A 21,277-nucleotide genomic window follows, 5' to 3' on the forward strand; every position below is an offset into this window, starting at 1 on the left:
CATCACTCCACGGGGTTGTACGGAAAGCCGACGATTCTACCGGCCTTGCCGAAAAATTTACAATGGGGCGACAGCTTGTGACGACAAAGCGACAGGAATTGTCGAGAGCGCGACCCGCGGTCGCACCCTGGATTATTTCCCTGGCGCGGGCTGCGCGGCCCCTGCCGGGACCGCGGGTGCAGCAGCAGGGGCTGCGGCCGGCGGGGCCTGCACCGGCGGCTGCTCGACGGGCTTGTCCACCGGTGTCACCCGGTCAAGCTGAATGTTGACTCGGCGGTTGCGCGCACGGTTGGCTGGGGTGTTGTTCTTGGCCAGTGGGTAGCGTTCGCCATGGAAGCGCACGGTGATCTGCTCGTCCGGCACGCCATGGGCCTTGAAATATTCGGCCACCGCCAGGGCCCGCCGCCGCGAGGTATCGCGATTGGTCAGGCGATTGCCGCTGTTGTCGGAGTGGCCATTGAGCTCGATGTGATTGACCGACGGATCGGCTTTCAGATAGTCGAGGATCACGTCCAGGCGCGCGCGCGCCGAGCTGTCCAGTTCGATGCCGCCACCGGGAAAGCCGACCTGGGTCTGGCGGATCTGGTCGTAGTTCATCGGCAGCAATTTGGCCGCGCAGAGCTGGTAGTCGCTGTAGGCCTTGGCAAAACTCACCGGCATCACATGCACCTCCATGGCCCGCCCGCCTTCACCGGCGTAGTTGCGCACCACGCTGCTGCGCCCATCGAGCAGGCCGTTGATCAGGCGACTGGCCTGCCCTTGGCTGGAGGTGAACAGCACACCACTGCGGGCCATGCGCACCGCACCCAGGTTGATATCGCCGCGCCCGGGCTGCCAGGGCGCCGCCGCGGCCAGCAGGGTGGCGGAGCCGGCCCCCAGCACGTTGCTGTCCGAGCGCAGCTGGAAAGTCGGCTGCTCACCGGCGCGGCGCACGAACTCACCGCTACCGAAACCGTCGATCGGCTGGATCAGGCGGCATTCGAACTGGTCCCCCTCGACTTTCCAGGCGACGTTCTCCACGCGGGTCTGGAAGGTCAATGCCCCAGCCGGCAGGCTGGCGACAAGGGTGAACAGGGCTAGGTAACGCTGGCGCACGGGCGGCTCCACAGATTCTGACGGCTTACCTCAAGGCTATCGGACGCCCGTGGGAAAACTTGATAGCCGTGCTCGACAAGGGGTTTTCCGGTAGCATTGAGGTCTGAGTTCGACCCGCCTGGAATTCCCAATGTCCGATCGCCTGACCCTCCTGCGCCCCGACGACTGGCACATCCATCTGCGCGATGGTGCCGTCCTGCCACATACCGTCGGTGACGTGGCGCGCACCTTTGCCCGTGCCATCATCATGCCCAACCTCGTGCCGCCGGTGCGCAACGCCGTCGAGGCTGGCGCCTACCGCGAGCGCATCCTTGCCGCCCGCCCGGCCGGCAGCCGCTTCGAGCCGCTGATGGTGCTGTACCTCACCGACCGCACCAGCCCCGAGGATGTCCGCGCGGCCAAGGCCAGCGGCTTTGTGTACGCCGCCAAACTGTACCCGGCCGGCGCCACCACCAACTCCGACTCGGGCGTGACCAGCATCGACAATATTTTCCCGGCGATCGAGGCCCTGGCCGAGACCGGCATGCCTTTGCTGGTGCACGGTGAAGTCACGCGCAGCGAGATCGACGTGTTCGACCGCGAGAAACGCTTCATCGACGAGCACATGCGCCGTCTGGTCGAGCGCTTCCCGACCCTCAAGGTGGTGTTCGAGCACATCACCACCGGCGACGCCGCGCAGTTCGTCAGCGAGGCCCCGGCCAACGTCGGCGCGACCATCACCGCCCAGCACCTGCTGTACAACCGCAACCACATGCTGGTCGGTGGCATTCGCCCGCACTTCTATTGCCTGCCGATCCTCAAGCGCAACACCCACCAGGTGGCGCTGCTGGACGCCGCCACCAGCGGCAACCCGAAGTTCTTCCTCGGTACCGATTCGGCCCCCCACGCCAAACACGCGAAAGAAGCCGCCTGCGGCTGCGCCGGCTGCTACACCGCCTATGCCGCGATCGAGCTGTACGCCGAGGCGTTCGAGCAGCGCAACGCGTTGGACAAGCTCGAAGGTTTCGCCAGCAAGCACGGCCCGGATTTCTACGGCCTGCCGCGCAACACCGACACGATCACCCTGGTGCGTGACGAGTGGACCGCGCCGGACAGCCTGCCGTTTGGTGATAACACCGTGATTCCGTTGCGCGCAGGTGAAAAGCTGCGCTGGCGCCTGCTGGAGGACAACGCGTGAGCGAAGACCTCTACGACGACGAACAGGACAGCCCGGTCAGCAGCGGCTCGCGGCACCCGATGGCCGAGCGTTTCCGCGGCTACCTGCCGGTGGTGGTGGACGTCGAGACTGGCGGTTTCAACAGCGCCACCGACGCCCTGCTGGAAATTGCCGCGGTCACCATCGGCATGGACGAGAAAGGCTTCCTGTTCCCCGAGCACACCTACTTCTACCGGGTCGAGCCGTTCGAGGGGGCCAACATCGAGGCCGCCGCGCTGGAGTTCACCGGGATCAAGCTGGACCACCCGTTGCGCATGGCCGTGGCCGAGGAAAGCGCGCTCACCGATATCTTCCGCGGTGTGCGCAAGGCATTGAAGGCCAACGGCTGCAAGCGGGCGATTCTGGTCGGTCACAACAGCAGCTTCGACCTGGGCTTTCTCAATGCGGCGGTGGCGCGCAACGACATCAAGCGCAACCCGTTCCACCCGTTCTCCAGCTTCGACACCGCCACCCTGGCCGGCCTCGCCTATGGCCAGACCGTGCTGGCGCGGGCCTGCCAAAGCGCCGACATCGACTTCGACGGCCGTGAGGCGCATTCGGCGCGCTACGACACCGAGAAGACCGCCGAGCTGTTCTGCGGCATCGTCAACCGCTGGAAAGAGATGGGCGGCTGGCGCGATTTCAACGATTGAACTCGCCCTCTGTAGGAGCCTTGCCGGCGAACACCGGCAGCGCCGGTGCCATCCACTGCGCTGGCTGGTTCGCCGGCAAGGCCGGCTCCTACAGGGTTAAACTTGACCGTTGGAATAAAAAAACCGGCCACCAGGGCCGGTTTTTTTACGCATGGCGATTACAGCTTGCCAGCGTTCTCGCTCAGGTAGGCGGCAACACCTTCCGGCGAAGCGTTCATGCCCTTGTCGCCTTTCTTCCAGTTGGCCGGGCAGACTTCGCCGTGCTCTTCGTGGAATTGCAGGGCGTCGACCAGGCGCAGCAGCTCGTCCATGTTACGGCCCAGCGGCAGGTCGTTGACGATCTGCGAACGAACGACACCGTTGGTGTCGATCAGGAAGGCGCCACGGAACGCCACGCCGCCTTCGGACTCGACGTCGTAGGCCTTGCAGATTTCGTGGGTCATGTCGGCCGCCAGGGTGTACTTGACCTGGCCGATGCCGCCGTTGTTGACCGGGGTGTTACGCCAGGCGTTGTGGGTGAAGTGCGAGTCGATCGACACGCCGATCACTTCCACGTTGCGGGCCTGGAAGTCCGGGATGCGGTGATCCAGGGCGATCAGCTCGGACGGGCAGACGAAGGTGAAGTCCAGCGGGTAGAAGAACACCAGGCCGTACTTGCCTTTGATGGCCGAGGCCAGGTTGAAGCTGTCGACGATTTCGCCGTTGCCCAGCACAGCCGGTACGGTGAAGTCAGGGGCTTTCTTGCCAACGAGTACGCTCATTCGATTTCTCCTGATGAGGGGTGAAGAAGCTTGCCCGGGCAGAACGCATTCCCCCGGATCCAGCAAAGGTTGACCATCATACACAGCTTTGCGTGACAGGCCGAATCTGTACCACCGGTCGCTCAAGCACGGCCCTTTCAGAAAGTGCTTTGACAAGCATTCTCATTACCATTACTCTCCAACCCATCGACTCAACCCCGCGATGGTCAGCCTTTATGTATGTGTGTCTTTGTGTCGGTGTCACCGACGGACAGATCCGCGATGCGATCTACGAAGGATGCTGCAGCTACAAGGAAGTTCGAGCCGCGACCAACGTCGCCAGCCAGTGTGGCAAATGTGCTTGCCTGGCCAAGCAGGTGGTGCGTGAAACGCTCACCGAACTGCAACTGAGCCAACAGGCCGTGCTGCCCTACCCTGTGGAATTCAACGCCGCCTGACCTGGCAGAATTCAAAGAACCGGACCTCGTGTCCGGTTTTTTTATGCCTTCAATTCAATAACTTAGCGCCCGAACGCGGTTCACAAACATTCTTATTCCTATTAATTTTCACTTATTATTCAATAACTTAGGTTTGACATGGATAGTAGTCGGGCTCAAACTTGATTTCATTGGCTCAACTTCCACAGGGCAGGACCCCATCATGAAAGGCGACGTAAGCGTCATCCAGCATCTCAACAAGATCCTCGGAAACGAGCTGGTCGCGATCAACCAGTACTTCCTGCATGCGCGCATGTATGAAGATTGGGGCCTGAACAAGCTGGGCAAGCTCGAGTACAAAGAGTCCATCACCGCGATGAAGGACGCTGACAAACTGATCAAGCGTATTCTCTTCCTCGAAGGCATCCCCAACGTCCAGGACCTGGGCAAGCTGATGATCGGCGAGCACACCAAGGAGATGCTCGAGTGCGACCTGAAGCTTGAGAAAAAGGCTCACGCCGACCTGAAAGCCGCCATCGCCCATTGCGAAACCGCTGGCGACTTCGGTTCCCGTGACCTGCTCGAAGATATCCTCGAGTCCGAGGAAGAGCACATCGACTGGCTGGAAACCCAACTGGGCCTGATCGACAAGATCACCCTGGAGAACTACCTGCAATCGCAGATGGGCGAAGAATAAGTTTTACCTCGGTCAGACAAAGCATCGCCAGCAGGTGATCGCGTAACCCTGGAGCGGCCTTGTGTCGCGAAAGGGCCGCGTAGCGGCCCCAGGATATCGGTACCATGCAAAATCGCCGGGGCTGCTTCGCAGCCCTTTCGCGACACAAGGCCGCTCCTACACAAGCCGCATGCAGCCGGCGAATTGTGGCCTAGCAATTGCTGACGATGTTTGGCCAACAAAAAGCCCCGCTATCGCGGGGCTTTTTGCGTGCTGGCGAAAAGACCTGAATCAGGCTTCGGAAGCCTTGGCCTTGGCGGCCGCTTCCTTGATCAGGGTCTGCAGCTCACCCTTTTCGAACATCTCCAGCATGATGTCGCTGCCACCGACCAGCTCACCGGCCACCCACAGTTGCGGGAAGGTCGGCCAGTTGGCGTACTTGGGCAGGTTGGCGCGGATTTCCGGGTTCTGCAGGATGTCGACATAGGCGAACTTCTCGCCACAACCCATCACAGCCTGCGAAGCACGGGCCGAGAAGCCGCACTGCGGGGCATTCGGCGAGCCTTTCATATAAAGCAGAACGGTGTTGTTGGCGATCTGCTCTTTGATTGTTTCGATGATATCCATGAAGCACCTCGGCTGAACTTTCCGACGTGATCGTCGGCACGGTGGCGCATTGTAACGGAAAGCCGAGCAGCGTGCTCGGCCTTGCCGTACATCAGGCGGCCTCCACCTGCACCGGTACGCCATTGAGCGCGGCATTGCCGGACACGCCGTCACGCAGGCGCTCATCGGTCAGGTCGTTGGCACTGACCCCAGGCAAGACGGTCGCCACCTGCAGACGCGCCCCTTGGCGGGCATGGCCAAAACCATGGGGCAGGCTGACCACCCCCGGCATCATGTCCTCGCTGGCCTGCACCTGCACCTCCAGCACCCCGGTGCGCGAGCGAACCCGCACGGTCTGGCCATCGTGCAGGTGTCGCTGGCGCAGGTCGTCCGGGTGCATCAGCAACTGGTGGCGCGGCTTGCCTTTGACCAGGCGCTGGAAGTTGTGCATCCAGGAATTGTTGCTGCGCACATGGCGACGGCCGATCAACAACAACTGGCCAACCTCCGGCGGCCGATATCGAGCAAGACGCTGCAGGTCATCGAGCAACACCTGCGGTGCGGCCTCGACCGCCTGGCTGGCAGTGCGCAGGCGGCCAGCCAGGTTCGGCTGCAACGGCCCAAGGTCCAGGCCATGGGGATGCCGCTCGAGCGTCTGTAGCGAGAGCTGCCAGGCCGAGCCGTCGCCATGACGCCCCCTACGCAGCGCCTGATCGATCATCTGCGCTGGCGGCAAGGTCGCTTTAAGCTCGAGCTGGGCGCGCGCGGCAAACGCCTTGGCCAGCCCCACGAAGATCTCCCAGTCGTGCAGCGCCCCCTCGGGCCTGGCCAGGATCGCCCGGTTGAAACGGGTGACGTTGCGCACGGCCAACAGGTTGAAGGTCGAGTCGTAGTGGTCGTTCTCCAGGGCCGAGGTCGACGGCAGGATCAGGTCGGCATGGCGCGTGGTCTCGTTGATGTACAAATCGATGCTGAGCATGAAGTCCAGGCCTGCCAGGGCTTGATCCAGCTGCCGGCCATTGGGCGTGGACAACACCGGGTTGCCGGCGACCGTGACCAAAGCCCGCACTTGCCCCTCGCCAGGCTCGAGAATTTCTTCAGCCAGGGCCGACACCGGCAGTTCGCCGCCATACTCGGGCAAGTCCGAGACGCGGCTGCGCCACTGGTCGAAGTGCCCGCCCGCGGTACTGGCCACCAGGTCCACCGCTGGCTCAGTACACAACGCGCCACCCACGCGGTCGAGGTTGCCGGTCACCAGGTTGATCAGCTGCACCAGCCAGTGACACAGCGTGCCAAAGGCCTGGGTCGACACCCCCATGCGGCCATAGCACACGGCCTTGTCGGCAGCGGCGAAATCGCGGGCCAACTGGCGGATAGCCTCGGCCGGGATGCCACAGCAAGCACTCATGGCATCGGCAGCGAACGGCGCCAGGGCGGCGCGCAGTTGTTCCAGGCCGCTGACCGGCAAATGCGTTCCACGGGCAAGGTCCTCGGCAAACAGGGTATGCAGCAGCCCCGCCAGCAGCGCCGCATCGCCACCGGGGCGGATGAACAGGTGCTGGTCGGCCAGCGCCGCCGTCTCGCTACGGCGCGGGTCCACCACCACCAGGCGCCCGCCCCTGGCCTGCAACGCCTTGAGCCGCTTCTCCACATCAGGGACCGTCATGATGCTGCCGTTGGAGGCCAACGGATTGCCGCCAAGGATCAGCATGAACTCGGTATGGTCGATGTCCGGGATCGGCAGCAGCAGGCCGTGGCCATACATCAGGTGGCTGGTCAGATGCTGCGGTAGCTGGTCGACCGAGGTCGCGGAAAAGCGGTTGCGCGTCTTGAGCAGGCCGAGGAAATAGTTGCTGTGGGTCATCAGGCCATAGTTGTGCACGCTGGGGTTGCCCTGGTACACCGCCACGCTATTGCGCCCGTGCGCCTGCTGCAGCGCCCACAACCGTTCGGCGGCCAATTCGAATGCCTGCTCCCAACTGATCGGTTGCCAGCTGTCGCCCACTCGCCGATGCGGCTGGCGCAAGCGGTCCGGGTCTTCCTGGATGTCCTGCAGGGCCACCGCCTTGGGGCAGATATGGCCACGGCTGAACGGGTCCTGCGGGTCTCCCTTGATCGAACTGATGCGCGCCCGGCCATCGGCCTCATGGCTGACTTCGATGCTCAGGCCGCAGATGGCCTCGCACAGGTGACAGGCTCGGTGATGCAGGGTCTTGGTCATGGCCGCCTCTGCCTTGTTGTTCTGGACGCTCGACTATGCGCCGCGCCATCGCGGCGTGCCAGCGCGCTTCGCCGCGTGAATCGGGCGACATCAGGCCGGCGATTCACGACAGCGGGTTTGCCAAAGCCGCGCCAAGCCGTGTACAACCTCTGTAGCAAATAAAAAACGGCTGCCTGCCAAAGGCTTACGACACCCTTTGAAACAGTGGCAGCGTTTCCCCTCTTGGTTTCAGGCGACATTTAATTATAGTATTGCGCCTTTCCCTATTCCGTCCGCCCCGTGCGGCTTACGCCGCAGGTCACCTCCGTTGTCAACAAAAACCATACGGTCGACCTGCAAAACGTTGCAGATAAGGTAGTCAATCATGAGCGCTAGGCACTTTCTCTCCCTGCTGGATTTCACCACCGACGAATTGCTCGGTGTGATCCGCCGAGGCATCGAGCTGAAGGACCTGCGCAAGCGTGGCGTGCTGTTCGAGCCGCTGAAGAACCGCGTGCTGGGGATGATCTTCGAGAAATCCTCGACCCGCACCCGGGTGTCGTTCGAAGCCGGCATGATCCAGCTCGGTGGCCAGGCCATCTTCCTGTCGCCGCGCGACACCCAGCTGGGCCGTGGCGAGCCGATCGCCGACAGTGCCATCGTGCTGTCGAGCATGGTCGACGCGGTGATGATCCGCACCCACGCCCACAGCACCCTGACCGAGTTTGCCGCCCATTCCAAGGTGCCGGTGATCAACGGCCTGTCCGATGAATCGCACCCCTGCCAATTGCTGGCCGACATGCAGACCTTCGTCGAGCATCGCGGCGCGATCCAGGGCAAGACCGTGGCGTGGATCGGCGATGGCTTCAACATGTGCAACTCGTATATCGAGGCGGCCCTGCAGTTCGACTTCCAACTGCGCATCGCCTGCCCGGAAGGCTACGACCCCGACCCACGCTTCCTGCAACTGGGCGGCGAGCGCGTGCAGATCGTCCGTGACCCCAAGCAAGCGGTGCGTGGCGCCCACCTGGTGACCACGGATGTCTGGACTTCCATGGGCCAGGAAGAGGAAACTGCACGGCGCCTGGCGCATTTCGCGCCTTACCAGGTCACCCGCGAACTGCTCGACCTGGCGGCACCCGACGCCCTGTTCATGCATTGCCTGCCCGCCCACCGCGGTGAGGAAATCAGCCAGGACCTGCTCGACGACCCCCGTTCGGTCGCCTGGGACGAGGCTGAAAACCGCCTGCATGCACAGAAGGCCCTTCTGGAATTCCTTGTAGAACCGGCTTACCACCACGCATGAGTCAATCCCTGCTGCTCAACCTGCGCGACCTCGCCTGTGGCTATGGCGACCAGCGCATCGTCCAGAACCTCAACCTGCACCTGAACGCAGGCGACATCGGTTGCCTGCTGGGCTCCTCGGGCTGCGGCAAGACCACCACCCTGCGCGCCATCGCCGGTTTCGAGCCGGTACACGAGGGCGAGATCCAACTGGCCGGCGAGGTCATCTCCCGCGCCGGCTTCACCTTGGCCCCGGAGAAGCGCCGGATCGGCATGGTGTTCCAGGACTACGCGCTGTTCCCCCACCTCACCGTGGCGCAGAACATCGCCTTCGGCATCGGCAAGCACCCCAAGCAGGCCGAAGTGGTCGAGGAAATGCTCGCCCTGGTCAAGCTCGACGGCCTCGGCGGGCGTTACCCGCACGAGCTGTCCGGCGGCCAGCAACAGCGCGTCGCCCTGGCCCGGGCATTGGCGCCGGAGCCGCAATTGCTGCTGCTCGACGAGCCTTTCTCCAACCTCGACGTCGAGCTGCGCAGACGCCTGAGCCACGAGGTGCGCGACATTCTCAAGAGCCGCGGCACCAGCGCCATCCTGGTTACCCACGACCAGGAAGAAGCCTTCGCCGTCAGCGACCATGTCGGGGTGTTCAAGGAGGGCCGCCTGGAGCAATGGGACACGCCCTACAACCTCTATCACGAGCCTCAAACGCCGTTCGTCGCCAGCTTCATCGGCCAGGGTTACTTCATCCGCGGCCAGATGAGCAGCCACGAGGCGGTAACCACCGAGCTCGGCGAGCTGCGTGGCAACCGCGCCTATACCATGGCCCCCGGCAGCTCGGTGGACGTGCTGCTGCGCCCCGACGACATCATCCACGCGCCCGACAGCACCTTGCGCGCGCAGGTCACCGGCAAGAGTTTTCTCGGTGCCTCGACCCTGTATCGCCTGCAGTTGCCCACCGGCAGCCAGCTCGAAGCGATCTTCCCCAGCCATAACGACCACCCGGTCGGCCAGGAGGTCGGCATTGCCGTGGCGGCCGATCACCTGGTGCTGTTCCCGGTGCCCGGCAGCGTTGCCGCGCAGTTGGCACGCCATGACAACGGGGTACGCCGGGTCAGCTCGGCGCCCTGACTCGTGTCATTGCCTGCAAGGCTGGCCCTACCAGACCGGGAGGCGCCAGCCTTGCAGGCGAAGCGAGCGACGCCATGCCCTGGATAGATCACAGCATCAGCGTGCCACTGGCCACCCGCCGGGCCATACCACCGATCTTCACCCGCGCCCCTTCCAGGCGGCAGAACAACTCCCCGCCCCTGGCCGAGCGCTGGAAGGCACGCAACTCGGACTTGCCCAGACGCGCCGCCCAGTACGGGATCAACGAACAGTGGGTCGATCCGGTAACCGGGTCCTCCGGGATGCCAATGCCGGGTGCGAAATAACGCGACACGAAATCATGTTGCTCGCCTGGGGCGGTGACGATCACCCCTAGCCCTGGCAAATCTGCCAGCGCCGCCATGTTCGGCGCACAGTCACGCACGGCCTGCTCCGAGGCCAGCACGACCATCAGCTCCTTGGTCTGGTACACCTCCTGCACCTCGCAACCCAAGGCCTCGGCCACCGCCAGCGGTTCTGCCAGCGGTTGCGGATCGATCCGCGGAAAGTCCAGCCACAGGTGCTCGCCTTCGCGGCTGACGCTCAGCGGACCGGAACGGCTCTGCAAGTCCAGGCGCGAGGCCGTTTCGCCATACACCTCGAACAACACGTGGGCGGTGGCCAGCGTGGCATGGCCGCACAGCGGCACCTCGGTGCTCGGGGTGAACCAGCGAATCCGGTAGCCCTGGTCTTCGGCCACCACGAAGGCGGTTTCGGCCAGGTTGTGCTCGGCGGCGATCTGCTGCATCAACCCGTCGTCGAGCCACTGTTCCAGGTGGTAGACCATGGCCGGATTGCCGGCGAAGGGGCGGTCACTGAACGCGTCGACCTGATGAAAATGCAGCTGCATGCCACGACTCCTGTGTTCGGCGAGAAAGGCCCAGAGCATGGAGTAATGCCCCGGGACCGAACAGTGACAGAGTCGTGGAATTTGAATCAGTACAGATGATCAGCCGCGGCCAATTTCGGCAAATTGCCCCTGGGTGTGGGTCGCCAGCACCGCTGCCGCCAGTTCCACCTCCAGGCCACGGCGCCCAGCGCTGACATGAATGGTTTCATATTGTTGCGCCGATTGATCGATGAAGGTGCGCAGGCGCTTCTTCTGGCCCAGCGGACTGATCCCACCCACCAGGTAGCCGGTGGCGCGCTGGGCGGCCTGGGGGTCGGCCATCTCGCATTTTTTCACCCCCGCCGCATGGGCCAGGGCTTTCAAATCGAGGCTGCCGACCACGGGCACCACCGCCACCAGCAACTCGCCTTTTTCGCTGCTGGCGAGCAAGGTCTTGAACACCTGTTGTGGGTCAAGACCGAGCTTTTCCGCGGCCTCCAGGCCATAGGAAGCGCTCTTCGGATCGTGTTCGTAGCTGTGCACGCGATGCTCGGCACGGGCTTTCTTCAACAGGTCCAGGGCGGGGGTCATGGCGGCTCCAGTGGCTCACAGGTCGGCGGCTACTTTAGGGCAAATCCATCACGCCAGCCAGCGCGAGCCCCAGGTTAGAGCAGCGGCCATGGATTCATGCCCAGGCCTGGCAGTCAGATTGTGGCCAGACGTTCATTTTCGACCTTTGACATCAGCGTTTCTTGTCTATATTTTTTCGTTTATGAATAAATGGTGCACTTATAAGGTGCACTTCCTGTACCCGCCCGTCGTCAATGGGGATTGATGCCGGGCATTTTGCTGTCGAGCGCCCAGCGCCTCACAACAACAAGAACCGAGGTCATACATGACGACTGCACTGCGACAACCGACATTATCCGCCCAATGCCTGGCCGAGTTCCTCGGCACCGCCCTGCTCATCTTCTTCGGCACCGGCTGTGTCGCCGCGCTCAAGGTCGCCGGCGCCAGCTTCGGCCTATGGGAGATCAGCATTATCTGGGGGGTCGGGGTGAGCATGGCGATCTACCTCACCGCCGGCGTTTCCGGCGCGCATCTGAACCCGGCAGTGAGCATCGCCCTGGCGCTGTTCGCCGGCTTCGACAAGCGCAAGCTGCCGTTCTACATGCTGGCCCAGGTCTGTGGCGCGTTCTGCGGCGCCGCGCTGGTGTACTTCCTGTACAGCAACCTGTTCTTCGATTTCGAACAGAGCCACGCCATGGTCCGTGGCAGCCAGGCCAGCCTCGAGCTGGCCTCGACCTTCTCCACCTACCCGCACCCGGCGCTGTCCACCGGCCAAGCCTTCCTGGTCGAGGTGATCATCACCGCCATTCTGATGGCCGTGATCATGGCCCTGACCGACGACAACAACGGTCTGCCACGGGGTGCCACCGCGCCCTTGCTGATTGGCCTGCTGATCGCCGTGATCGGCAGCGCCATGGGTCCGCTGACCGGCTTCGCGATGAACCCGGCACGTGACTTCGGCCCAAAACTGATGACATTCCTGGCCGGCTGGGGTGAAGTGGCCTTCACCGGCGGCCGCGATATTCCATACTTCCTGGTGCCGATCTTCGCACCGATTCTCGGCGCCAGCCTGGGTGCGGCCTTGTACCGCGGCCTGATTGCCCGCAACCTGCCGAGCGCGCACGCCGAAACAGCCCAGACAAACGATAATCCCCAGGGTGACACCCAGGTTTCCTGATGCCCACGCCGTGCCCGAGGCCAATCAGCCCGCACCGCCACGCCCTGACCTACTCCAATTTCTTGCAAGGCCATCGACATGACAGACACCCTGGACAAGAACTACATCATTGCCCTGGACCAAGGCACCACCAGTTCGCGGGCGATCATCTTCGACCGTGACGCCAACGTGGTCGGCACCTCCCAGCGCGAGTTCGCCCAGCACTACCCGCAGGCCGGCTGGGTCGAGCACGACCCAATGGAAATCTTCGCCACCCAGAGCGCCACCATGGTCGAGGCCCTGGCCCAGGCCGGCATCAGCCACGCCCAGGTCGCCGCCATCGGTATCACCAACCAGCGTGAAACCACGGTGGTATGGGACAAGGAAACCGGGCGCCCGGTGTACAACGCCATCGTCTGGCAGTGCCGGCGCAGCACCGAGATCTGCGCCCAGCTCAAGCGCGACGGCCACGAGCAGTACATTCGCCAAGCCACTGGCCTGGTCACCGACCCGTACTTCTCCGGCACCAAGCTCAAGTGGATCCTCGACAACGTCGAAGGCGTGCGCGAGCGTGCCGAACGTGGCGAGCTGCTGTTCGGCACCGTCGATACCTGGCTGATCTGGAAGTTCTCCGGCGGCAAGGTGCATGTCACCGACTACACCAACGCCTCGCGCACGCTGATGTTCAACATCCATACCCTGCAGTGGGACGAGAAGCTGCTCGATATCCTCGGTATTCCACGCCAGATGCTGCCTGAGGTCCGTCCGTCGTCCGAGGTCTATGGCAAGACCAAGAGCGGCATCGACATCGCCGGTATCGCCGGCGACCAGCAATCGGCGCTGTTCGGCCAGATGTGCGTCGAGCCAGGCCAGGCCAAGAACACCTACGGCACCGGTTGCTTCCTGCTGATGAACACCGGCGACAAGGCGGTCAAGTCGTCTCACGGCCTGCTCACCACCATCGCTTGCGGCCCGCGCGGCGAAGTGGCCTATGCCCTGGAAGGCGCGGTGTTCAACGGCGGCTCCACCGTGCAGTGGCTACGCGACGAACTGAAGATCGTCAACGACGCCTACGACACCGAGTACTTCGCCAGCAAGGTCAAGGACAGCAATGGCGTGTACCTGGTGCCAGCCTTCACCGGCCTCGGCGCGCCCTACTGGGACCCGTACGCCCGTGGCGCGCTGTTCGGCCTGACCCGCGGCGTCAAGGTCGATCACATCATTCGCGCAGCCCTGGAGTCGATTGCCTACCAGACCCGTGACGTGCTCGACGCCATGCAGCAGGATTGCGGCCAGCGCCTGTCGGAACTGCGCGTGGACGGTGGCGCGGTGGCCAACAACTTCCTCATGCAGTTCCAGGCCGACATCCTCGGCACCTGCGTCGAGCGCCCGAAAATGCGCGAAACCACTGCCCTTGGCGCCGCCTACCTGGCCGGCCTGGCCTGTGGCTTCTGGAGCGGCCTGGACGAGCTGCGCGACAAGGCGATCATCGAGCGCGAGTTCAGCCCGCAACTGGATGAAGCCGCCAAGGAGAAACTGTACAAGGGCTGGCGCAAGGCCGTGGACCGCACCCGCGACTGGGAAGACCACGACGCCTGAGGCTCGAGGTATACCGAGGCAAGCCCGCCCCCACCTGATCGGTGGTGGCAGCGGGCTTGCGGCGATGGCCCTTTAGGCAATTACCAGGCTGGTCCTACACCCCGAGCTACGGCATCATTGCAGAATTTGTCCGGCTGCCCCAAAGGACCGCCCATGAATCTGCCTCCTCGCCAACAACAAATCCTCGAGCTGGTCCGTGAACGCGGCTATGTCAGCATCGAGGAGATGGCGCAGCTGTTCGTCGTCACCCCGCAGACCATCCGCCGCGATATCAACCAGCTCGCCGAGGTCAACCTGCTGCGCCGCTACCACGGTGGCGCGGCCTACGACTCGAGCATCGAGAACACCGCCTACGCCATGCGCGCCGACCAGATGCGCGACGAAAAGCAGCGCATCGCCGAAGCCGTGGCCCAACAGATCCCCGACCATGCCTCGCTGTTCATCAATATCGGCACCACCACCGAGTCCATCGCCCGCGCCCTGCTCAACCACAGCCACCTGAAGGTCATCACCAACAACCTGCATGTGGCCGCGATCCTCGCCGCCAAGGACGACTTCGAGGTGCTGGTGGCGGGCGGCACGGTGCGCCGCGATGGCGGCGTGGTCGGCCAGGCCAGCGTCGACTTCATCAACCAGTTCAAGGTCGACTTCGCCGTGGTGGGCATCAGCGGCATCGATGAAGACGGCAGCCTGCTGGACTTCGACTACCAGGAAGTGCGCGTATCCCAGGCGATTATCACCAATGCCCGCCAGGTCATCCTCGCCGCGGACTCCAGCAAGTTCGGCCGCAATGCCATGGTACGCCTGGGCTCGATCAACCTGGTCGACTGCCTGGTGACCGACCAGGCTCCTTCGGCCGCCCTCAGCCAGTTGCTGAACCAGTACAAGATCCGGCTTGAGGTGGTGTGAGGGCCACTGAGCGCATGCCAAGGGCCGTTGGTCGACGGTGAGATCGTGCGCCGCCCGCACGGCGCTCGGTCTCCCCCCTGAAAATCTGAAACCGTTCACCTGTGCTTTTCACAAATGTTCATTTCCCTGTCATCCGATCAATTTTTTCTATAAAGACTGACTGGCAGCCGCCTGTTCATTGCGCTAGTATTTTCGAAAACGAACATCAATGTTCGCATTCGATGCGAATGCCCCAGGAGGCCTTGCCCGTGTCCCAGCCCGTTTCGTCCCAGCCCCCCCTGCACGACTGCTACGACCTCGCCGTGATCGGCGGTGGCATCAACGGCGTGGGCATCGCTGCCGATGCCGCCGGGCGTGGCCTCAAAGTGTTCCTTTGCGAAAAGGACGATCTGGCCCAGCACACCTCCTCGGCCAGCAGCAAGCTGATCCACGGTGGCCTGCGCTACCTGGAGCACTACGAGTTCCGCCTGGTGCGTGAAGCCCTGGCCGAGCGCGAAGTGCTGCTGGCCAAGGCGCCGCATATCGTCAAGCCGATGCGTTTCGTGCTGCCGCACCGCCCGCACCTGCGCCCGGCCTGGATGATTCGCGCCGGCCTGTTCCTCTACGATCACCTGGGCAAGCGCAAGCGCCTGGGCGCCTCGCGCAGCCTGCGCTTCGGCCCGGGCTACCCGCTCAAGCCGGCAATCACCCGCGGCTTCGAATATGCCGACTGTGCCGTCGACGATGCCCGTCTGGTGGTGCTCAATGCCATGGCCGCCCGGGAAAAAGGCGCCGACATCCACACCCGCACCCGTTGCCTGCGTGCCGAGCGCATCGACGGTCTGTGGCAGGTGGAACTGCAACACGCCGACGGCAGCCAGCAGACCATCCGTGCCCGCGCCCTGGTCAACGCAGCCGGCCCGTGGGTGGCCAGTTTCATCAAGGACGACCTCAAGCTCGATGCGCCGTACGGTATCCGCCTGATCCAGGGCAGCCACCTGATCGTGCCGCGCCTGTACGAAGGCGAACATGCCTACATTCTGCAGAACGAAGACCAGCGTATCGTTTTCTGCATCCCGTACCTGGAGCGCTTCACCTTGATTGGCACCACCGACCGCGAATACAGCGGCGACCCGGCCAAGGTGGCGATCACCGAGCAGGAGACCGACTATCTTCTACAGGTAGTCAATCAGCACTTTAACCATCAGCTCAGCCGCAGTGACATCCTGCACACCTACTCCGGCGTGCGCCCTTTGTGCAACGATGAATCGGACAACCCTTCGGCCATCACCCGCGACTACACCCTGGCGCTGTCGGCCAGTGAAGGCCAGGCACCGCTGCTGTCGGTATTTGGCGGCAAGCTCACCACCTACCGCAAGCTGGCCGAGTCGGCCATGGCCGAGCTCAAGCCACACTTTCCCCAGATGCGTGGAAGCTGGACCGCCAAGGCACCGCTACCGGGCGGCGAAAACATGACCACCGTGCAAGCGCTGATCGATGCCATGCTGGCGCGCTGCGGCTGGTTGCCGGTGGAAATAGCCAAACGCTGGGCACTCACCTATGGCTACCGCGTATGGCAGTTGCTCGATGGCGTGCAGGGGCCGGATGACCTGGGCCAGGCCATCGGCGGTGGGCTCTTCAGCCGGGAAGTGGAATACCTGTGCGGCCAGGAATGGGCGTGCGACGCCGACGATATCCTCTGGCGCCGCACCAAGCTGGGCTTGTTCACCAGCGCGAGTGAACAGCAAGTGCTCAAAGACTACATGCAACAGCGCCCGCAGCATCAGGCTCGCGTCCAGGCCGCCTGATCCTGCAGGCTTCGTAGCGCTCAGCCCTGTGATCGCTGGCGCGCCCAGGCTTCGGTGGTCAGGTTGCGCATCAATGCAAGCTCGTCTGCCTCGTGCTCGTGCATCAATGCCTGAGCACGCCGGGCGTAGTCGCTTTCCTGACCCAGGGTGGCCTGGGCCTCCAGCGATTCCAGGCGCTCATGGAAGGGCGCAGCCAGGGCCTGGAAACGTTCTGGGTAGGTGTCGCGCAGGTAGTTCTGCCAGTAAGGGCGCTGCACCAGCGCCTCGAGCATGGCCACCGACGTGTCCGCCCTCAGCACTTCCAGTTGCGCATGGCTCAGGTCGGCCAGGCTGACGTGGGCAAACGAGGCGAAATGCATCTGGACCGAGGAGGCCGGTAAATCGAGGGCGCTTGCCAGGCGGAAACGGTAGTAGAGCCGCGTTTCGATTTCGTCGACCTCGACCACTCGCTCCGCGCGCATGCGTTGCACATGACGTGCGGCAATTTCATCGAGCAGGTCCAGGCGGTGCAGCTGTCGACCCAGTCGCAAGAAGCGGGCTTCCCGTACGGCTACCGGTACGCCTTCGATTCCTTGATAGGCCAGGATGCCTACCTCCATCTGATTGAGCATCAACAGCAAGCGGTCATCGCAACTGCGGGGGGCATCCGCCTCGCGGAACAATTGCTCGCGCAATGCTTCGTTGTGTTCGCAGGCGTCGAGAATATGCCAGATACGACGACGATAATGACGAGGATGGGCTTCAAAATCCTCGCTCGCGGCAAAATCCGCAAGGAAACGAAACAACCCTGCCGATCCAGGCTCCTCCTGCAAGCGGTCCCAACTGGATTCGCGGCGGCTGCGTAGCGCTTCGTCGCGGCTGGTCACCCATGCAATGCGAGTCTGCGCATCCACTGGTTCATGCGCGTAGGACGCACCGCCCCGGGCCTCGGGCTGGGTGACCTCACGGGCCTCGTCGAGAAACGTCACGCTGCCTTCACTGAGCGGATTGTCATGCAAGTTGAGCCGTTGCAGACGTAGGCGCAACCCCCGCATTTCCCGCTGCAATTCGCTGATCCGGTTGTCACGAAGATCGATATGCGCACGCAATGCGACCCGCTGGTGGACCAGTTGCATATCGCTCTGTCCAGTGGCGCGCAAGCGCACGTCACGCACGTGCGGCAATGCAGAGAGGTCGGGCATGCCGTTGAGCGGGTTATAGTTGAGAATCAGCGTGTCGAGCAGTTGCAACCCTGCCAGACGGCGGCCGCCTGCCTCATCCAGGATGATCTGATTATTGCCCAGATCAACCCTTCTCAACTGGGTAAGCCCTTCGATGCCTTCAGGCACGCTGCTCAGCCGATTGCCGCTAAGATCGAGATCGACGACATTGGGAAACAACCTGAGGAACGAGGCGTCGATGCTCTGTAGCTGCATGTTGCGCAGCACCAGCCTGCGCACGTGCACGTAATCGACTCCCTCAGGCAAGCTGGGCAACGCATCGACCTGCTCGCCGTCTATGCTCAGCTCGTACTGGTCGTTTGCATCCACCAGCTTACGTCGCCAACTACGGCGCAGCGTATCGGCCACACGGCGACGGCGGATGGCGTCAATCGGCGTTTGCCAATCGGCCTGCCATTGGCGCAGGGACTCGCGCAGCTGGGTAAGCTGGCGCTGCAACATCTGATAGTGATCCCACAGGTTTTCACCGCGCTGGCGCACCGCATCCATGTAAGCTTCCAACTGCAGTTCACTCAGGGTAGGGAAAATCTGATGGATACCTCGCCGTATCGCCTGACGACTGCTTTCGCCTGCGCCGCTGAGCCGATAAGCCAGGCGTCCATCGGCAAAGCGGCGTGGCGCTCGTACGCCGGCCCCTTCAGGGACAAGGCCTATCAGCTTCGCGGCTTGCTCACGCTCCTTGGCTGCGATCTCGAGCACCGCATCGCGTAATTGAGCCACCTGCAGATCGGCATTATCCAGCGCTACCTTCTGGTCAGGTTCAAGGCACTGCAACACCGATTGAAGCAAGGAACCGCGGCTGCCTGTCGGTTGGCCAGCCAACGCGTAGTTCTGGTCATGCTTGATGATCACCTTCGTCTCGCTTGCCGCCTCGGCCTGGCTTGCGAACAACAAAAGACCTTCTGGACTACCCGAACGCAATTCGACACGTACCGAACTCGGCCAAGGCGCCTTGCGCTCGATCAGCCCCAATAACAGTTTTTCCCCATCAGCATTGAGCATCTTCGGCAACCGAATACCCAGGCAGGCCCGGTCAACCCGGCTGTCACGGACGTACCAACGCGCGCGTTCGGCCATCGCAAGCGGCACCTTCGATCCGCTAAGCAGTTGCTGCTGCAGCTCAGAACTGCTGTGGTCGATGATTTCCTGAGCGCCCCTGGGCGTCAAACCGGCGAAAGCCGCCATCAGTTTGGCGGGCCCAGGCGCAGGCGGCTCACGCATCTGCTGCAGCGCCTGCTCCAGTGCCGGGCCCCGCAGCTCGGGTTGCGTTGCCTGTAGTTCAAGACGCTCGTGCATGTCCAGCAGTCGGGCCGGCACTGCACCACGCTCAAGGTTCAACCGCCGCAGTTGGTCGATCTGCAGGCCGGTCGCATCCATCAGCACACGCCCCCTGGATGAATGCAAATGGTCGAAATGGCCGCCCGGCAAATCCTGCAGCAGCACCAACGGGTCGTCTTCGAGGGGCGGATAGTGCGGATTGCGCGTCAGCCTGAGCCCGCCTCCCGGTACCACCTTGGGCTCCAGCGCGTCCACCGACGCCAAGCGTTTGATGCCGTGAAGCACGCCGGCAGTCGCCCCCGCCAGCACCACCCCCTGGACAACGTTGAACAGATGATCCAACGCGCCCTGGCGATCACCCAGTCGCCAGTCCTGGTAGCCTTCATAGACCTCATCGAGCAACTGCACAGCATTGACCACCAACAGCAACTCGCCCACGACCGGCACCACGAACGCCGCCAAGCCCAGCAGCTCCAACCCTGCCGACTGCATCGCCTGCAAGCGCTTGTGCCTGCTCAAGCGGTCTTCTTCATCGGTAGGCACCGCGATGAAACGCGCATCATCATAAAGCCTGGCTTGGACCTGTGCCTGCGCATGGGCGAACACCTCGCCCTCAACCGGCAGGTTGCGCCCATCCAGCTCCAGCGGCTCTCCCGCCACCACACGCTTCTGTGCGCGCGACAGTGCCGCCTCGAAGCGCTGTCGATCCCGAGCCTTGACGAATCCGCGGATGAAGCGCTGGAACGACTTGTCTTGCAGGCGCGTCCCCATATCGGCATACAGCTCTTCCCACGAGTCGTAATGCCGCAGGCTTTTCTCCGGGTCGCCAGGTATCCAGGCGATCACTTCGTCGACGGGCGCATCCGGGGCAGGTAGCCATTGCAACGTGATGATCCCGACCATGCAGATGCCCAGCACATACAATTGGCGCGGGATCAGGGCGCCGCCCTGGTAGGCTGGCAGTGGCGGCCGCTCCAGCACGGGCAACAGGCGCTGCAAGTCCCGCTCGTCCAGTTGGCCTTTTATCCTTCCCTCGTACAGGGCCGCTTTCATTTGCGTGCGCAGGCTGTCCTGAAACAGCTGGTCGATGGCCTTGCGAGCCTGATCCGCCGGTTGGCCGCGGCCCGCCTTGGGTTGCAGCACGGTCTTGAGCAGCGCCTGGTACTGCCCACCAATGTCCAGCGTGCGGCTCAGGGTGACAAAACGCTCGTAAGACAGCTTCACCTTGACCTTTTTGGCGTCGACCAGGCGGGCCTTGCGCAGTAGCCAAGGTTCGGCCTCTTGCGCTTCAAAATTGTGCATCGCCGATGCAAGCAGCGACTGGCGGGTGGTATAGGTAATGGTCGGCCGGTGAAGCTTTGGCGCCGCCGACGGGAGCGGGAACTCTTCAGTGACCACCGTGAATGCCTGCCGCGAATCGACATGCGCCAGCCCGGCCTCGGCCAGAGCCTTTTCCAGCAACGGCGCGGCGAAGTCTTCAAGGCTCGGTATGCGGCTCAACACAAGGCGCAACTGGTCGGCAACCTGCTGCTGTGCATTCAACGCCTTTCGATAGGGCTCTAGATGTCGCGTTTGAGCCTCGCTCAGCCAAACGGGCAACTGCCGGGCGATCAAATGATCGACCGAGGCGCACGGGTAAGGGTTGGCAGACGGCATGGCGGTATCTCCTGGCTTGAAAGACGCAAGGACATCACGCGCGACGTCGACAACGGTGGTACTTATTGCGGCGCAGCGGCGCCCGACCATTCATTCGGATTACCGAACGATAAAAATGCCTGCGTTCGGAAACCCGGCCGCTTTCCAGTGGCATAGAAATAGTTATGAAAGAGGGATGCCCCGCAATTTCACGGCGTTATGATCGGCATCAGGGCTTGGCACGAGTCATGCTCTACACTTG

Annotated in this window: 17 protein-coding genes; 10 read left to right on the plus strand and 7 right to left on the minus strand. The window is 63.1% G+C overall.

The features are described 5' to 3' along the window. Window positions 1-132: 132 nt before the first annotated feature. Window positions 133-1,095: an OmpA family protein gene (locus NJG22_RS13005; RefSeq protein WP_253095005.1), complete on the minus strand. Its 963-nt coding sequence runs from the start codon at window positions 1,093-1,095 to the stop codon at window positions 133-135. 130 nt (window positions 1,096-1,225) lie between these two features. Here NJG22_RS13005 and pyrC point away from each other — a divergent pair, with 130 nt between their 5' ends. Then, window positions 1,226-2,272, plus strand: a complete 1,047-nt coding sequence (gene pyrC / locus NJG22_RS13010; protein ID WP_253095006.1) for a dihydroorotase — start codon at window positions 1,226-1,228, stop codon at window positions 2,270-2,272. Further along, window positions 2,269-2,943 (plus strand): ribonuclease T, encoded by a 675-nt coding sequence (rnt, locus tag NJG22_RS13015; protein WP_217853307.1) that lies wholly within the window; start codon window positions 2,269-2,271, stop codon window positions 2,941-2,943. Before pyrC ends, rnt begins: the two co-directional genes overlap by 4 nt. Window positions 2,944-3,101: 158 nt before the next feature. On the opposite strand, the gene NJG22_RS13020 is transcribed toward rnt, so the two are convergent. Continuing rightward, window positions 3,102-3,704, minus strand: a complete 603-nt coding sequence (locus NJG22_RS13020; RefSeq protein ID WP_009684560.1) for a peroxiredoxin — start codon at window positions 3,702-3,704, stop codon at window positions 3,102-3,104. A gap of 215 nt (window positions 3,705-3,919) precedes the next feature. Here NJG22_RS13020 and NJG22_RS13025 point away from each other — a divergent pair, with 215 nt between their 5' ends. Then, window positions 3,920-4,141, plus strand: coding sequence for a bacterioferritin-associated ferredoxin (locus tag NJG22_RS13025; protein ID WP_011532520.1), 222 nt, complete (start codon window positions 3,920-3,922; stop codon window positions 4,139-4,141). A gap of 202 nt (window positions 4,142-4,343) precedes the next feature. After that, window positions 4,344-4,817 carry a bacterioferritin gene (gene bfr, locus NJG22_RS13030; protein WP_217853306.1) on the plus strand — a complete coding sequence of 158 codons (474 nt, stop codon included), beginning with the start codon at window positions 4,344-4,346 and terminating at the stop codon, window positions 4,815-4,817. Between the two features lie 270 nt (window positions 4,818-5,087). Here bfr and grxD read toward each other — a convergent pair whose 3' ends face one another. Then, the gene (gene grxD, locus NJG22_RS13035) at window positions 5,088-5,423 is read right to left on the minus strand and encodes a Grx4 family monothiol glutaredoxin (RefSeq protein WP_027918973.1); all 336 of its coding nucleotides are present in this window, start codon (window positions 5,421-5,423) and stop codon (window positions 5,088-5,090) included. 91 nt (window positions 5,424-5,514) lie between these two features. After that, window positions 5,515-7,623, minus strand: a complete 2,109-nt coding sequence (locus tag NJG22_RS13040) for a molybdopterin oxidoreductase family protein (protein WP_253095007.1) — start codon at window positions 7,621-7,623, stop codon at window positions 5,515-5,517. Between the two features lie 364 nt (window positions 7,624-7,987). On the opposite strand from NJG22_RS13040, the gene argF reads away from it, so the two are divergent. Both argF and NJG22_RS13050 read left to right on the plus strand, forming a co-directional pair. After that, the gene (gene argF / locus NJG22_RS13045) at window positions 7,988-8,908 is read left to right on the plus strand and encodes an ornithine carbamoyltransferase (RefSeq protein WP_253095008.1); all 921 of its coding nucleotides are present in this window, start codon (window positions 7,988-7,990) and stop codon (window positions 8,906-8,908) included. Then, the gene (locus tag NJG22_RS13050) at window positions 8,905-10,014 is read left to right on the plus strand and encodes an ABC transporter ATP-binding protein (RefSeq protein WP_253095010.1); all 1,110 of its coding nucleotides are present in this window, start codon (window positions 8,905-8,907) and stop codon (window positions 10,012-10,014) included. The genes argF and NJG22_RS13050 overlap by 4 nt, the downstream gene beginning before the upstream one ends. A gap of 88 nt (window positions 10,015-10,102) precedes the next feature. On the opposite strand, the gene NJG22_RS13055 is transcribed toward NJG22_RS13050, so the two are convergent. Next, complete coding sequence (locus NJG22_RS13055) at window positions 10,103-10,882, minus strand: PhzF family phenazine biosynthesis protein (protein ID WP_253095012.1); 780 nt, start codon at window positions 10,880-10,882, stop codon at window positions 10,103-10,105. A gap of 99 nt (window positions 10,883-10,981) precedes the next feature. Continuing rightward, the gene (gene ybaK / locus NJG22_RS13060; RefSeq protein WP_217853301.1) at window positions 10,982-11,452 is read right to left on the minus strand and encodes a Cys-tRNA(Pro) deacylase; all 471 of its coding nucleotides are present in this window, start codon (window positions 11,450-11,452) and stop codon (window positions 10,982-10,984) included. A 304-nt stretch (window positions 11,453-11,756) separates the two neighbouring features. On the opposite strand from ybaK, the gene NJG22_RS13065 reads away from it, so the two are divergent. The 4 genes from NJG22_RS13065 to glpD all read left to right on the plus strand — a co-directional run bounded on the left by NJG22_RS13065 (window position 11,757) and on the right by glpD (window position 16,882). Next, on the plus strand, window positions 11,757-12,608 hold the full coding sequence (locus NJG22_RS13065; RefSeq protein WP_217853300.1) for an MIP/aquaporin family protein: 852 nt from the start codon (window positions 11,757-11,759) through the stop codon (window positions 12,606-12,608). Window positions 12,609-12,686: 78 nt separating this feature from the next. Beyond that, window positions 12,687-14,186: a glycerol kinase GlpK gene (gene glpK / locus NJG22_RS13070; RefSeq protein WP_253095014.1), complete on the plus strand. Its 1,500-nt coding sequence runs from the start codon at window positions 12,687-12,689 to the stop codon at window positions 14,184-14,186. Window positions 14,187-14,339: 153 nt separating this feature from the next. Next, entirely contained in the window at window positions 14,340-15,095 is a 756-nt protein-coding gene (gene glpR / locus NJG22_RS13075) for a DNA-binding transcriptional repressor GlpR (RefSeq protein ID WP_253095016.1), read from the plus strand. A gap of 248 nt (window positions 15,096-15,343) precedes the next feature. Beyond that, the gene (gene glpD / locus NJG22_RS13080; protein ID WP_253095017.1) at window positions 15,344-16,882 is read left to right on the plus strand and encodes a glycerol-3-phosphate dehydrogenase; all 1,539 of its coding nucleotides are present in this window, start codon (window positions 15,344-15,346) and stop codon (window positions 16,880-16,882) included. A 20-nt stretch (window positions 16,883-16,902) separates the two neighbouring features. Here glpD and NJG22_RS13085 read toward each other — a convergent pair whose 3' ends face one another. Then, window positions 16,903-21,036 carry an NEL-type E3 ubiquitin ligase domain-containing protein gene (locus tag NJG22_RS13085; RefSeq protein ID WP_253095019.1) on the minus strand — a complete coding sequence of 1,378 codons (4,134 nt, stop codon included), beginning with the start codon at window positions 21,034-21,036 and terminating at the stop codon, window positions 16,903-16,905. Window positions 21,037-21,277: the final 241 nt, after the last annotated feature.

Source organism: Pseudomonas sp. VA159-2 (genome assembly GCF_024126635.1).
Taxonomy (GTDB): Bacteria; Pseudomonadota; Gammaproteobacteria; order Pseudomonadales; family Pseudomonadaceae; genus Aquipseudomonas; species Aquipseudomonas muyukensis.